The organism is Pantoea sp. SGAir0418, from assembly GCF_043529865.1.
In genome coordinates this window covers 253796-268554 of the sequence record NZ_CP027912.1, presented here as the reverse complement: position 1 = coordinate 268554, position 14759 = coordinate 253796, and the positions used below count along the sequence as shown (strand labels likewise).

Sequence of the window (14759 nt, the reverse complement as noted above, 5' to 3'; positions counted from 1 at the left end):
TGCTGCTATTGGCGGCAAAGCGCTTCTTATTTGCGTGTCGCCAATGTGCAAGGCGAAAATTCTTAAAAAAAGTCGCCGCAGGGCGACTTTTTCCCGATACACTGCCATTTTTGTCGACCTGAATTTTCCCGTGAATGAATTACTACTCGCCTGATGAAAACCATTTGAAGCGCCGGTCAAAACGCTTCGTTCGTCGTATGTTCATCATGCGTCAGCTCGGCACGATCCTCTGTTTCTTTCCGATTCTCTCAGTGCTACTGGAAATGCAGCGCGGACTGGCATTCAGCGCGCTGCTGTTTGTGAACGCTTTTTGCTGGCCATGGCTGGCGTATCAGCGTGCGCTTCGTGCCGAAGACTCAACCGGTACCGAACGCCAGAATCTGACGCTGGATGCCGCTTTCGGCGGAATCTGGGTAGCGCTGATGGCGTTAAGCCCGATGCCCTCTTTTGTCATCATGGCGGTGCTGGCATCGGATCGCTATGCCGCTGGCGGCGGCGCGCAGCTGATTGCCGCCATACAGGCATTTTTGTGCGGGTTTATTATGGTGTGGCTGCTGGATGGCACCAGCGTACATCTGGCGTTCAGCACGCAAACCGTCTGGCTGACGCTGCCGCTGGCCACCTGTTACATGCTGGTACTCAGCGTGGCTTCCTACAATCTCACCTGGCATTTACGCACCCGCAACCGTGAACTGGAGCGCATCGCGCTGATGGATCCCGGCCTGAAAATCCCTAACCGGCGCCTGTTTGAGCGGCGGCTGGAGAGTGAGTTTCTCAGCACGCGGCGCGGCGATAGCAGCGGCTATCTGCTGTTGCTGGATGTCGATCACTTCAAAGTGGTCAATGATAGCTGGGGCCATGAGGCGGGCGATTTTCTGCTGGCCGAGATCTCGGCGCTGCTGCGCAACTATGTCGGGCTGCAGGACATTCCGGCGCGCTTTGGCGGCGATGAGCTGGGCGTCATCGTGCATCAGGCCAGCGATGAATCGGTGGTGGAACTGGCCGAAAGGCTAAAAGAGAAGATTGCCCAGCTGCGCTTACCGGCCTCGGCAGAGTTCCGCTGCTCGGTCAGTATCGGTATTGCGCCTGCGGTCAGCGCCGAATCGATAAGCGACTGGCTGCGCCATGCGGATGAAGCGCTGTATGAAGTGAAGCGCGCCGGGCGCAACGGCGTGCGGCTGTGGCAAACGCCGCTGGCCCGCGCATCATAATCAGAAAAATTCAGGATCGCAGTTTACTGGAAAATTCAGCGAGTTGGCGATGAAGCAGGCTTCGTGTGCCTGATGATGCAATGCCCGCGCGCGATCGGCATCCGCTGGGTCGCGCAGTTTGATGCGCGGCTTCAGCGTGATATCGGTAAAGCGTCCACGCGCCCCCTCGACCATGTTCCCTTCGGCAGCATCTTCATACTCCTCCACCACAATGCCGGCATCGGCGCACAGGTGTAAATACCACAGCTTATGGCAGGCCGCCGCAGACGCCAGCAGCAATTCCTCAGGATTCCAGCGCGTTTTATCCCCACGAAATGCCGGATCGGCACTCAGCAAAATGGGCGGTTTACCGGGTGCCTGTAATTCGCTGTCACGATCGTAAGCGGTATAAGACGCTGTGCCATCGCCGCGATTGCCGCTCCAGCGAAGGTGAATCTGGTAATGGTGCTGCCGTGCTGCCATGGGAAATGTCCTGTTCAGTGAGGTCATCTCAGCGGTTGTTATTCACAACGTTCGCGGCGTTTTGGTGCAAATTAATCAGGTGCGCGTCGATGCGCATCTGAAACACCTTATAGTAAAACGTCTGTGTAATCAGCGTATCTCATTGACATACATGAAGTGTTCAGTGCTGAAACGGTGATGCGCAAGAATCACCGGCGTGGCGCTTTGATCAAATGAAACCTCATCGATCACCATCACCGCGTGCGGCAGAGCAAGTTCCAGCAGGGCGGCATCTTCTTCTGTAGCGAGCGTGGCGCTGATCTGCTCGCGTACCGCTGCAACACGCACATCGTACTGCTCAAACAGGTAGCGATACAGTAACTGCGGTAGCTGTTCCGCCGGCGGAAAGTCGGGCAGACGCGCGGCGGGCAGCACCAGCGTTTCATGCATGGCCGCAATGCCCTTCACCCGGCGCAGGCGTTTCAGGCGAATCACTGCGTCACCTGCTGCGATCTGCAGCTTATCGGCCTCGTCGGCGCTGGCGCGACTGTGCTGATACTCCAGCAGTCGCGTCTCCGACTGCAGCAAACCGCCCGATTTGTCATGCAGACGAAAATAGTGAAAGAAATGGCTGAGGTTATGCAGCGGCGCCCAGCCGGTCACCACCGTGCCGGTTTTGCGCCGGCGCATAAGCATCCCTTCCGTCGTGAGCGCCGCCAGCGCTTTGCGCACCGTACCGACCGAGACACCGAACTTCGCCGCCAGACTGTTTTCACTGGGCAAAATGGTGCCTGCCGGCAGTTCGCCCTGCAGGATGGATTCACTGATATGGCGCTTCACTACTTCGTACAGCGGAGCGCCTTCGCCTTCGTTCAGGCGACTGAATTGAGGAACGTCGTGCGCGTCATAGTTTTTTTGCATGTTTCCGATTACCGATTGACCCCAGCTGTTCATTTGCATTATCTATAAACTATATAGAAATACAATAAGTGAACAGTTTATGCAGGAAAATTCATCACTACAGCGCGCTCTGACCCATATCGCCGACGATCAGGCGCAGATTCTTGACGATCTGCAACGCATGCTGGCGGTGGATACCTGCTTCCCACCCGGACTGGGTTACGCAGCATTCGCCGACCTGCTGAGCACGATGCTGCAGTCGCTGCATTTTGATCTGCAGCGCGTTTCGGTGCCCGACGCGCTGTGGCAGACGCCGGATGGCAGCGCGCATGGCGAGCGGGTCAACTTGCTGGCCGCGCTGGATGCCGGCGCGTCTGAGAACTGCAACCTCTACTTCCACACCGATACGGTTCCGGCCGGCGATGGCTGGCGCTTTCCGCCGCTGGCGCTCAGCGTGGCGGACAACAAGCTGTTCGGACGCGGTGCGGCGGATATGAAAGGCACCATCGTCGCCGCGCTGGCTGCGGTGCGGGCCGCGCAGCGCTATCAGCTCAGGCTGCGCTATAACCCGGTTTTTTTACTCTGTACTGACGAAGAGGGCGGTCTCTATCCCGGCATCCGCTATCTGGCCGAGCAGCAGTTATTCCACGGCCACCTGCTGAGCTTTAACGGCGGCGCGGTGCCGCGCATCTGGGCCGGCTGTTTTGGCAGTATCGATATCAAAATTATCGTCAGCGGTCGCTCGGCGCATTCCGGCGATCCGCTGCAGGGCATTAACGCTATTGAGGCCGCACTTCCGCTGATGAATGCGCTGTATCAGCTGAAAGGCGAAGTAGAACAGCGGGTCTCAGCGATGCCCGCGCCGCCGCACTATCAGGGCCAGCCGCTCACCGCTTTACTCACGCTGGCTGCGACGCACGGTGGCAGTAAAGGCTCCACCATTCCGGAACGTTTTGAGCTGCTGGTGAATCGTCGCTATGCGCCGGAAGAGCCGTTTGCCGCAGTGTGGCAGGAGCTGACGCAGTGCGTGGATAAGGCGATGCAGGGCAGCGCCGCCAGCGACGTCACGCTGCAGCTGATTGGCCACCTGGCGCCGGTCGCCGATCCCACTGGGCCGCACTGGCCGCGCTGGCAGGCGGCGCTCAGCCAGGGCTTCGGCTTCCCGCCAGCAGAATTCAAAGCCTGGGGATCCGCCACCAGCTCGGATATGGGCTGGGTACAGCAGGCCGGCATTCAGGAAATTCTGCTGGGCGGACTTGCCCGTCCCGATAACCGCATTCATGCCGCCGATGAATACACCACGATGGCAGATGTTATTGCACTTTCGCAGTCGATTCTGGCGTATCTCGCCAATGATTTTCAGCCAACCCAGGGTAATTAATAAACCAACGAGGAACAGAAGATGTGCGCCATGAAAGGGTTAAACCGCAGACAGTTTATCGCCAGTTCAACCGCCCTGACTGGAGCGGCGCTGCTGCCCTGGTCATTCAGTGCCTCGGCTGCCGCCGTTGCCAGCGCGACCCCGGGCGGCACGCCGCGTAAAGGTGGCGTATTGCGCATCAGCGTTGACCAGGCGGTCAGCGTACTCAATCCACACCAGGTGCGGGTTAATCCGGAATATCTGGTGGCAGAGCTGTTGTATAGCGGCTTAACCCGCCTGACGCAGGCGATGAAAGCGGAAGCCGACCTGGCGCAGTCCTGGCAACCGAACGACGACTTAACCCAGTGGACTTTTACCCTGCGGCCTGATTTACGTTTCAGCGACGGCTCGCCGCTCACCGCAGCGGATGTGGTCGCCAGCCTGCAGGCGCTGCTGGATCCGAAAAACGCCTCACCGGCGCTGCACAACATCGGCCCGATTAAAGCGGTGAGTGCCAAAGACAGCAACACCGTGCTGATTGAAACCGAGGCGCCTTACGCCGATCTGCCGGTGATGCTGGCTTATCCGGATGCCAAAATCATCCCGGCACACATCGCGCAGGGGCAATACGACAAGCTGAGCAGCGCCTCGCTGGGGACCGGGCCGTTCCAGCTGGTGTCTTACGATCCGGAACGCAAAATCGTGGTGAAACGCAACCCACACTATTACGACGCCACGCGGCCGTATCTGGATGGCGTGGAAGTGGTGGTATATCCCGACGCTATCGCTGAAAGCTCCGCGCTGATTGCCGGCGATACCGATCTGATGCTGAGTGCGCAGTCGAGCGAGTTCGCCCGCTTAGCCAAATCGGCGGGCGTGCTGCCGCTGCGCGTGGCGTCCGGCCAGTTTCTTAACGTCAACATGGGCTGCGATCAAAAGCCGTTTAATGATGTGCGCGTCCGCCAGGCGCTGGCGTTATGCGTCGATCGTCAGGCATCGGTGGATTTTGTCGCAGACGGTCTGGGATCGCCGGGTAACGACACGCCGATCAACGCCGCTTATCCCTATTACGCGCAGCTGACGCAAAAAGCGCTGGATTACAGCAAAGCCAAAGCGCTGCTGGCGGAGGCCGGTTATCCCAATGGGCTCGATTTAACGCTTGTCGCCTCAGACAAACCGTCAACCCGCACCCAGCTGGGGATTGCCCTGCGGGAGATGGCGAAACCGGGCGGTTTCCGTATCAACGTGCAGACCATGGCGCACAGTACCTATCTCGATCAGGTGTGGAAGAAGGGCAATTTCTACGTCGGCTTTTACAACATGCAGCCGACGCCAGATGCGGTGTTTTCTCTGCTCTATACCTCAACAGCGGCGTGGAATGAAACGCGCTGGAACAATGCGGCTTTCGACGGTGCGGTGATGGCGGCGCGCGAAACCAATGACGAAACGCTGCGCACCCAGCTGTACGGCAAAGCGCAGCAGCTGATGCACGACGAGGTGCCCTCGTTAATCCCGACCTTCTTTGATTTGCTGGCTGCCTGTCGTGAGCACGTGGCGGGCTATCATCTGCATCCGCGCGGTGCGGTGTTCCGCCTCGATCATGTCTGGCTGACCGCTAACGCGCCAAAGCGCAGCCTGTAAGGAGCGACCGTGACAGCAAGTTACCTGCTTAAACGCCTGCTGCTGATGATTTACACGCTGCTGGTGGTGTCGCTGCTGGTGTTTGGCATCACTCAGCTGCTGCCCGCCGATGCCGCGGTTACGCTGCTGGGACAAAACGCCACGCCGGAAGCGCTGGCGGCGGTGCGGGCGCGGCTTGGGCTGGATGCGCCCGCCTGGCTGCAATACTGGCACTGGCTGACGCAGGCGCTGCAGGGCAACTTTGGCGTGTCGATGCGTAATGGCCTGGCGGTCGGGCCAACGCTGCTGACCGCGCTGTCGCGCTCGCTGCTGCTGGCGCTGTGCGCCCTGTTACTGATGCTGGTGATCGCCATTCCGCTCGGCATCTGGGCGGCCGTGCGGCGCGGTAAGACTGCCGATGTGCTGGTCAGCGTGATCTCGTACATGGGCATCTCGTTTCCGGAATTCGTCACCGCCACGCTGGTGCTGCTGCTGTTTGCCGATGTCTGGCAGATTCTGCCCGCCACCGGCTACGTGCCGCTCAGCGAAAATTTTATCAGCGGTATTCAGCACCTGATTCTGCCGTCGATCACCGTTGCGCTGATTCTGGTGGCACACGTTTCGCGCATGGTGCGCTCGGAAATGGTTGACGTGCTGCACACCGACTACGTTCGCGCCGCGTGGCTGAAAGGCCTGTCGCGCCGGCGCATCCTGTGGCGCCATGCACTGCGCAATGGCCTGTTGCCCACCATCACCATTGTGGCGCTCGACGTCGGCTATCTGCTGGGCGGGATTGTGGTGGTGGAGGAGATTTTTGCCATTCCCGGTATTGGCCGGGAGCTGATTGTCGCGGTGCAGGCACGCGATTTGCCCACCATTCAGGCCGGCGTGATGATCCTCGCGGCAACCTATGCCGTGGTAAATTTCCTTGCGGATTTGGCCTACGTCATGCTCGATAAGCGGATTTCCTATGCCTGAAATACTGAAACGATTACTGCGCTCGCCGCAGGGTGCGGCGGGTGTGCTGATTCTGCTGCTGGCGCTGCTGATGGTGGCGGGCGGCGCGCACGTGGCACCGTTCGATCCGGAAGCGATCTCCATCCTGACGCGTTACCGCCCGCCCGGCGCGGAGCACTGGTTCGGCACCGATCAGCTGGGGCGTGACATTTTCAGCCGGGTGCTGGTCGGCGCGCGATCCACCATTTTGCTGTCGCTGCTGGCGACCGCGCTGGCGATGGTTATTGGCTCGGTGCTGGGCACCGCCAGCGCCTACCTTGGTGGCAAAGTGGATGAATTCCTGATGCGCACCATGGATGCGGTGATGGCGATTCCCAGCCTGCTGTTTGCGCTGCTGATTGTCAGCACCCTGGGGCAGAGCAGCATGAACGCCGTGCTGGCCATCACCATCGCCTTCGTGCCGGGCATGGTGCGCATTGCGCGCAGCGTGGCGCTGGCGGCGCGTCAGCAGGACTACATTAGCGCCGCCATCGCGCGCGGCGAAGCCGGTTACTACATCATTCTGCGCGAAATGCTGCCGAACATTCTCGCGCCCATCATCGTGGAAGCCACCATTCGCGTGGCGTTTGCCATCATGCTGTTTGCCACGCTGAGCTTTCTCGGCCTCGGCGCGCAGCCGCCCGAGCCGGAGTGGGGGCTGATGGTGTCCGAAGCGCGCAGCTATTTCTTTAAAGCACCGTGGATGATGATGATCCCCGGTCTGGCTATCGCGCTGGTGGCGATTGGCTTCAACCTGCTGGGCGATGGCCTGCGTGATGTGTTAAACCCAGGGAGCCACAAATGAAGAGTCCGCACAACCCGGTGCTGTCGGTGGACAATTACAGCCTCGATTATGCGTTAGCGCGCGGCCATTCGCTGCCGGTACTGCGCGATATCACCCTGCAGGTGATGCCGGGCGAAGTGCTGGGGCTGGTAGGAGAGTCCGGCTCCGGCAAGACCACCCTCGGCTGGGCGATCATGCGCTGGCTGGCCAGTAACGCACGCGAGCAGGCGGGTGATATCCGGCTGAACGGCGAAAGCCTGCTGCAGCTGCCAGCGCACCAACTGATGGCGCTGCGCGGTAAAAAGCTTGGCATGATTTTTCAGGATCCCAGCGCGTCGCTGAACCCGACGCTGACGCTGGGTGAACAGGTCACCGAAGTGCTGCGCCGTCATCGTGGGCTGTCAGCGCGCGAAGCGCAGCAGCTGGGGGAATCGCTGCTGCGCGATGTCGAGCTGAAGCACCCGGCACGCATGATGCAGCGCTATCCGCATCAGGTTTCCGGCGGTGAGAAGCAGCGCATCCTGATCGCTACCGCCTTCGCCTGCCAGCCGGACTGCCTGATTTTTGATGAGCCGACCACAGCGCTGGACGTCATCAGCTCGGCGCAAATCCTCGATCTCTACGAGCGACTGCGCGTCGAGACCGGCGTCGCATCGCTGTATATCTCACACGATCTGGCGCTGGTGGCGAAAGTGGCCGACCGGGTATGCGTGCTGGAGCAAGGCCGTATCGTCGAGCAGGCCGCTACGCGCACGCTGTTCAGCGCACCCGCGCATGCGTATACGCGCAAACTGATTGCCGCGGTGCCGGATCCGCAGCATCGGCTGGTCGCGGATGCGGCTGGCAGTCAGCCGCTGCTCAGCCTGCAGGCGCTGACGATTGATTATGGCCAGCACGGATTGCTCGATCGGCTGCTGAAACGGGAGGCGAACACGACGCGGGCCGCCAATGCGGTTTCGCTGACGGTGCATCAGGGCGAAATTCTCGGCGTGGTCGGCGAGTCCGGTTCGGGTAAATCTTCACTCGGCAAGGCGATAACCGGCCTGGTGCCGTTCAGTGGCAGCATCGACTTCTGCGGCGCGACGTTATATGGCCGCGCGCAGATGGACCCGGCGTATCGCCGCCGCGTGCAGATGATTTTTCAGCATCCGGATGCGTCACTCAATCCGCGCATGACCGTCGGCGAAATTATCGCGCGTCCGCTGCGGCTGTATGGACTGCCACCGGGAGAAAGCGAGGCGCAGGCGGTGGCGCGTCTGCTGCAGGAAGTGCGGCTGCCTGCGGAATTTGCCAGCCGCTATCCGCACGCGCTGTCGGGTGGGCAAAAACAGCGCGTGGCGATTGCGCGCGCCTTCGCTAACCCGCCGGACCTGGTGATTTGCGATGAAATCACGGCGGCGCTGGATGTGTCGGTGCAGGCCACCATCATCGAGCTGCTGCTGGAGCTGCGCCGTCGCTACGGCACGGCGTATCTGTTCATCACCCACGATCTCAATCTCATCCGCCAGATCGCTCATCGCGTGGCGGTGATGTATCGCGGTGATGTGGTGGAAGTGCTGCCCGGCGAGAATATGCGGGCGCAGGCACAGCATCCTTACACCCGTGCACTGCTTGATGCCGTGCACATCCCTGATCTGACCCAATCCGTGGCATAACGAGAAGCGCATGAACCCTGAAGAATTAATTCATCACATCGATCGTGAATACTGCCTCGCTTTCCTGGCAAAAATGGTGCAGCACAAAAGTTACAGTGCCACCGAGGGCGAACGCGAATTAGCCCGATATATGGCAGAACAGATGGCGCAGCTGGGGCTGGAGACGGAACTGCAGCCGGTGGCCGGCGATCGGCTGAACGCTATTGGGCGGCTGGCCGGCAGCGGAGGCGGCCACAGCCTGCTGTTCAACGGTCATCTTGATACTAACCCGGTCACCGAAGGCTGGACCGTCGATCCCTGGGCGGGAAAAATCGACGAGCAGTTTATTTACGGCATCGGCGTTTCTAACATGAAAGCGGGCGATGCCGCCTATTTCTGCGCGCTAAAGACGTTGATTGATGCCGGCGTGAAGCTCAGGGGCGACGTGATCCTTACTTATGTGGTCGGCGAGTTACAGGGCGGCATCGGTACGCTGGCGGCGATTGAGCAGGGCGTACGCGCCGACTATTTCATCAATGCCGAACCCACGGATTTACAGGCACTGACCATGCATGCCGGCTCGCTGATGTTCACCATTGAACTGACCGGCGATACGCGCCATCTGTCAAAGCGTGAGGAGGCGGTTGATGCGATTGCGGCGGCGGTCGAACTGATTCCGCAGGTCAATAACATCACTTTCAGCGGAGCGAAAAGTGCAGAACACCGCAAAATTAACCGTGGCCATATTGGCACCGTACACGGTGCGCTGGGGCGTGATTTGCAGGAGTGGCGGCCGCCGCAGGTCGCGGATTTTGTCCGCCTGAAAGGCTCCGCCCGCTTTGCGCCGGGGCAAACAGTGGACGGTGTGCTGGCCGATCTGCAGGCCCTGCTGGATGCACTGTGCCAGCGCTATCCGGGTCTGCAGGCGCAGCTGTTCGATGACGGCCTGCGCGATAAACCCACCATGCTGCCGTTTGAGGTGTCGCCGGAATCGCCAATCGTTAAAGCGGTCAATCGCGGCTGGCAGACCGTGCGCGGCACGCCGCAGCCCACCGGGGTGATCACGCCGCCCGCCTTCTACGGTACCGATGCGGCGCACCTGTATCAGCATGCGGGCATGGAGGGCATCGTGTGCGGGCCCGGCGGCAAGTACAACACCATGCCGGACGAGCGCGTCGAGATCAGTGAGTTTCTCGATATGGTGCGCATCTATTTGCTGGCCATCCTCGACATCTGCCAGCCGGTTGAACCGGCGTCATGATCGCCGACGCGCTCTCACGGCTGCGCAGCGCCATGCGCGCCGCCGACATCGAGGTGATGCTGATCGATCATGGCGAACTGCTGGCATGGTTAACCGGTTATACCGTGTCGGAAACGCGTTATCGCGCCTGTCTGGTGCCGTTGCAGGACGAACCGTGGATGGTGCTGCGCCAGCTGGATGCCGCGCCGTGCCGCGCGCAGTCACCGCAGCTGGCGATTGACGCGTATCGTGATGAAGACGATCCGTGGCTGGCGGTGGCGCAAAGCCTGACGCGGCGCGGCTATCAGCGGGCGCGACTGGGGGCTGATTATGCATCCTACGGCATGACGGTACACAGCTGGCAGCAGCTGGCGCGCCATCTGCCTGGGGTGCGCTGGTGTGATGTCAGCGATCTCAGCGACCGGCTGCGCAGCGTCAAATTTCAGGCTGAAATCGCCAGCTTACGCCAGGCCGCCGGCATTGCCGATGCCACGCTGGCCCAGCTGAGTGCGCAGGTGCAGGGCGGCTGGCGTGTGCGTGATGTCGCCGCGCTGGCGGCGGCACAATTTCTGCGGCTCGGTGCTGACAGCGGTGAAACCGGACCGATTGTTATCGCCAGCGGCGACAGCGGATTTTTGCATGCCAGCGGCCATGAGCAGCATCTGCAACCGGGCGATGTACTGCACGTTGAGCTGATCCCTAAAGTGCGGCACTACAGCGCGCGCCTGATGCGTCCGCTGATTGTCGGTGAAATCTCTGCGGCGCGCGCGGCGCTGGCACAACAGCTGATCGCCATTCAGGATCGCCAGCTACGGGCGATGAAGCCGGGCGTTGCGGCCTGTACGGTGGATGCCGTCGCGCGTGAGGCGGTGCTCAGCGCCGGGCTGCGTGAGGATTACAGCAACATCACCGGTTATGCGCTGGGTCTGTATACGCGCACTCCGCGTCCGAGCGATTTCAGCTGCTGTTTTCATCCTCAGGCGCCGTGGTTACTGGAGGAAAACATGGTGTTTCACATGTATATTTCAGCGCAGGGCCTCGCCTTCAGTGAAACCGTGCGCGTCACGGCACAGGGCGCAGAGCGACTCACCACGCTGCCGCGCCAGCCTTTTACGCTGCCGGCTAACAATTAACAGGATGATGTACAGTGCAGGACGTTGAATTAATCGATTTGGCTGCCACCTTGCCGGGCCTGATGTTTGATCTGAAATACGCCACCGCCGATAACATCGCCGGGTATGCCATTTATCGCGACGCGCAGGCGCTGCTGCATCCGGATGCCGCCGCCGCGCTGCGCCGCAGCAGTGACATCGCCCGGCTGGCGGGGTTCCGCCTGCTGGTGCTGGACGCGTATCGTCCGCAGCAGGCGCAGTGGCACTTGTGGGATGCCTGTCCCGACGCTGATTATGTAGTGCCACCGGCGCGGGGCTCGAATCACAGCCGTGGCGTGGCGATCGATGTGACGCTGGTGGATGAGGCGGGCAACATTCTGGAGATGGGGACCGGGTTTGACGACATGTCTGCTGAGTCGCACCCGTTCCATCCCAACGTGCCGCAGCAGGCGCAGCGCCATCGCCTGTTGCTGAACGCCATCATGCTCGGCGGCGGTTTTGTCGGGATGCCCACTGAATGGTGGCACTTTGAACTGCCGGATGCGCAAAACTATCCGCTGCTCAGCGATCGCTTTGCCTGCGTCAGCCGGGCTGATCGCGCTCCTGTGAGTGATATTGCGCGTTAATAATCGCGTTGCTGAAGCGGGGGGTTCTGCGCCTTCCCGCCTTGACACGCCCTCCGTTCCGACCCCAGAATGCAGCTTGTTCCAAGGGGTGCCCTGTTAGAGGGCTGAGATTCTACCCGCGCGGCTGTCACGGCCGGCAACGTAGTGACCCTCTGAACCTGATCCGGCTAATACCGGCGTAGGGATGTGGAACCGGGGTCACTGCACGCCCTCATTCCCTCTTTGCGCCTTTCTGCGAATCCTGCGCATTTCTCAGGCCCTGGCTGGCCGTTATGCCGCAGTCCAAAGAGGGCACCTTCATGACCGAAGCGTCAATCATTGCCGCGCTGCTGGCGTTTATGCAGCGCGAAGAAACCACGGAAGCGGATTTCAACCAGCTGGCGCTGCAGCTGTTCGCGTGGCAATTCGAACACAATCTCCCTTACGCCCGTTTCGCCCGCCAGCGCGGCCGCACGCCGCTGACGGTAAAACAGTGGCGGCAGATTCCGGCGGTGCCGATTACCGCGTTTAAAGATCTGACGCTGAGCTGCCGTCCGGTGGCGGAGATTCCCCACATCTTTATGACCAGCGGCACCACGGGGACCGGCCGGGGGCACAGCTATCACCCAACGCTGGCGGTTTACGATCGCTCGATGCTGATCAATTTTCGCCAGCGCTTTATGGCCGGATATCCGCGCCTGCCGATGGCGATCCTGTTTCCACACAGCAGCGAGCTGCCCAACTCTTCGCTGGCCCATTATTTGACGCTGGCGATGCAAGAATGTGGCACGCCAGACAGCGAAGTGATGGTGGATGCGCAGGGGCTGAAACTGCCGCGTCTGATCGCCGCGCTGGAGCAGGCGCAGGCCAGCGGCCAACCCTATGCCCTGCTGGGTGCCAGCTACAGTTTTGTCCACCTGCTGGACGAACTGGCGCGTCAGCAGCGGCGTTTCAGGCTGCCGCCGGGCAGCCGCATCCTCGACACCGGGGGTTTTAAGGGCCAGTCGCGTGAAGTGGCGGCGGAAGCGTTTTATAGCGCGCTGCAGCAGACGCTCGGCGTGCCGCGTTCGCACTGCATCAATATGTACGGCATGACTGAACTCAGCACGCAGTTTTACGATGCCGGCAATGAAATCTGCCCGCCGGTGAAATCCGGACCGCACTGGATTCGCACGCGCGTGGTCAATCCGCTGACCGGTGCAGACGTGCCGGAAGGTGAGACAGGCGTACTGGTGCATCACGATCTCGCCCATTTCAATTCTGTTTCCGCCATTCTGACCGAAGATGCCGGCGTGATGGTGCCCGGCGGGTTTCAGCTGCTGGGCCGCGTCGCGGGCGCCGATGCCAAAGGCTGCTCGCTGGCGATGGAATCGTTTCTCGCTGCCGCGCAGGCGCGGGCATGAAAGTGTATGCCGGCCATCTGCCGGGCATCCGCCACAGCGAGGTGGCGTGGCACAGCCTGCACTTTGGCCAGCAGGGCAGCACGCTGGAAGTGTGCGTGCCGGTGCTGTCCGAGGCGCAGATTGCCACGCTGGCGGCCAGCGTACGCGATAACGCGCGCCGCTACCTGCACACCCTGAGCGTAGCGCGCATCACCGCGTTGATTGATGAAGCCATCGCGCGCCTGCTTGACCGTTCGCACCCGTTGCGCCAGCAGGCGGAGCGGTTGCTGCCGCTGGTTACCGGCTATGACGCCGGGATGCTGCGGCTCGGTTTAACCGGCTATCTCAAAACCTTCCGTGAACCGCAGCTGCGGCGTTTTCTGGCGGAGGATTTCGGCAACGTGCAGATGCTGGACGATTTTCAGCCGCGACCAAAAGGCGGCTTTGCCCGCGCGTTTGGTCCGCAGCTGTTGCTGCAGGTCTGGGCCGGCAATGTGCCGGGTTTGCCACTGTGGAGCCTGATTGCCGGCCTGCTGGTAAAGGCGGGAAGCGTGGGCAAAGTGGCGAGCGCTGAGCCGCTGATGGCGGGCTGGTTCGCCCAGCTGCTGGCGGAGATCGATCCGCAGCTGGGCGACTGTCTCGCCGTCGTATGGTGGCAGGGCGGTGATGAACGCACTGAGCAGCAGTGGTTCCGCCAGGCAGATGTAGTGATGGCTTATGGCGGAGAAGCCGCGCTGACGGCGATGCAGCGGCGTCTGCCGCCAGCCACGCGCTTTCTGCCGCATGGCCACAAAATCAGCTTTGGCATGGTGGCGCGCTCGGCGCTGGACGTGCGGCGCGGTCCGGCGCTGGCGCGTCAGGTGGCTTACGATGTGATGCGCTATGACCAGGCCGGCTGTTACTCGCCGCAGGCGCTGTTTATTGAGCGCGGCGGCCGGGTGTCGCCGCAGGAGTTTGCTGCTTACCTCGCCCATGAACTTGCCGCGCTGGCACAGCGCTATCCGCGCGCGACGCTGACGCTGGATGAAAGTCAGGCTGTGGCCGCGTGGCGCAACGCGGAGGAAATGCGTGCGCTGAGCGGTGACTGCACGCTGTACGGCGATGAGCACGATGCCTGGGCGGTGGTGTACGTCGACAAGCCGGAACCGCTACAACCGGGCGCGCTCGGACGTACGCTGAAGGTGATTGCCGTGGATACGCTGGAGGAGACGGTAAGCTGGGTGGCCGCGCAGCGCGCGTATCTGCAAAGCGTTGGCCTCGCGGCCGCGCCCGAGACGCTGTTTCGGCTGGCGGCGCAGCTCGGGGCGGCGGGCGTCACGCGCATCACGGCGCTGGGTAACATGACTTCACCGGAGGCGGGCTGGCATCACGATGGCCGTTTTAGCCTGCTGGATCTGGTCACCCTGTGCGAAATCGAACAGGCGGCGGAAACCGCCGCTGAACACTATGCGCCCTATCTTGACTGAGCGGGCGT

13 protein-coding genes and 1 riboswitch are annotated in these 14759 nt (G+C 61.4%); of the genes, 11 read left to right on the top strand and 2 right to left on the bottom strand.

Annotated elements, in window-relative coordinates; translation table 11 throughout:
- The first annotated feature begins 134 nt into the window (after positions 1-134).
- Positions 135-1211, top strand: a complete 1077-nt coding sequence (locus tag C1N84_RS20230) for a diguanylate cyclase (RefSeq protein ID WP_264444405.1) — start codon at positions 135-137, stop codon at positions 1209-1211.
- On the opposite strand, the gene C1N84_RS20225 is transcribed toward C1N84_RS20230, so the two are convergent.
- Complete coding sequence (locus tag C1N84_RS20225; RefSeq protein WP_104093520.1) at positions 1212-1673, bottom strand: OsmC family protein; 462 nt, start codon at positions 1671-1673, stop codon at positions 1212-1214. It lies immediately after the preceding gene.
- A gap of 129 nt (positions 1674-1802) precedes the next feature.
- Positions 1803-2573, bottom strand: a complete 771-nt coding sequence (locus C1N84_RS20220; RefSeq protein ID WP_264444409.1) for a GntR family transcriptional regulator — start codon at positions 2571-2573, stop codon at positions 1803-1805.
- A gap of 79 nt (positions 2574-2652) precedes the next feature.
- Here C1N84_RS20220 and C1N84_RS20215 point away from each other — a divergent pair, with 79 nt between their 5' ends.
- The 10 genes from C1N84_RS20215 to C1N84_RS20170 all read left to right on the top strand — a co-directional run bounded on the left by C1N84_RS20215 (position 2653) and on the right by C1N84_RS20170 (position 14751).
- A complete protein-coding gene (locus tag C1N84_RS20215; protein ID WP_264444411.1) occupies positions 2653-3933 on the top strand; it encodes a M20 family metallopeptidase in 1281 nt (426 codons plus the stop codon).
- Positions 3934-3954: 21 nt separating this feature from the next.
- The gene (locus C1N84_RS20210; protein WP_264444413.1) at positions 3955-5553 is read left to right on the top strand and encodes an ABC transporter substrate-binding protein; all 1599 of its coding nucleotides are present in this window, start codon (positions 3955-3957) and stop codon (positions 5551-5553) included.
- Between the two features lie 9 nt (positions 5554-5562).
- Positions 5563-6510, top strand: a complete 948-nt coding sequence (locus tag C1N84_RS20205) for an ABC transporter permease (RefSeq protein ID WP_021508731.1) — start codon at positions 5563-5565, stop codon at positions 6508-6510.
- On the top strand, positions 6503-7333 hold the full coding sequence (locus C1N84_RS20200) for an ABC transporter permease (protein ID WP_125310250.1): 831 nt from the start codon (positions 6503-6505) through the stop codon (positions 7331-7333). Before C1N84_RS20205 ends, C1N84_RS20200 begins: the two co-directional genes overlap by 8 nt.
- The gene (locus C1N84_RS20195; RefSeq protein ID WP_264444418.1) at positions 7330-8967 is read left to right on the top strand and encodes a dipeptide ABC transporter ATP-binding protein; all 1638 of its coding nucleotides are present in this window, start codon (positions 7330-7332) and stop codon (positions 8965-8967) included. The genes C1N84_RS20200 and C1N84_RS20195 overlap by 4 nt, the downstream gene beginning before the upstream one ends.
- Before the next feature lie 10 nt (positions 8968-8977).
- On the top strand, positions 8978-10207 hold the full coding sequence (locus C1N84_RS20190) for a M20 family metallopeptidase (protein WP_264444421.1): 1230 nt from the start codon (positions 8978-8980) through the stop codon (positions 10205-10207).
- Positions 10204-11319, top strand: coding sequence for a M24 family metallopeptidase (locus tag C1N84_RS20185; protein ID WP_125310245.1), 1116 nt, complete (start codon positions 10204-10206; stop codon positions 11317-11319). The genes C1N84_RS20190 and C1N84_RS20185 overlap by 4 nt, the downstream gene beginning before the upstream one ends.
- A 14-nt stretch (positions 11320-11333) precedes the next feature.
- Positions 11334-11924 (top strand): D-alanyl-D-alanine dipeptidase, encoded by a 591-nt coding sequence (gene ddpX / locus C1N84_RS20180; protein ID WP_104187734.1) that lies wholly within the window; start codon positions 11334-11336, stop codon positions 11922-11924.
- A 74-nt stretch (positions 11925-11998) separates the two neighbouring features.
- Positions 11999-12128: riboswitch (TPP riboswitch) on the top strand.
- A 68-nt stretch (positions 12129-12196) separates the two neighbouring features.
- Positions 12197-13306, top strand: a complete 1110-nt coding sequence (locus C1N84_RS20175) for a LuxE/PaaK family acyltransferase (protein ID WP_125310243.1) — start codon at positions 12197-12199, stop codon at positions 13304-13306.
- Positions 13303-14751, top strand: a complete 1449-nt coding sequence (locus tag C1N84_RS20170) for an acyl-CoA reductase (RefSeq protein ID WP_264444428.1) — start codon at positions 13303-13305, stop codon at positions 14749-14751. Before C1N84_RS20175 ends, C1N84_RS20170 begins: the two co-directional genes overlap by 4 nt.
- Positions 14752-14759 lie beyond the last annotated feature (8 nt).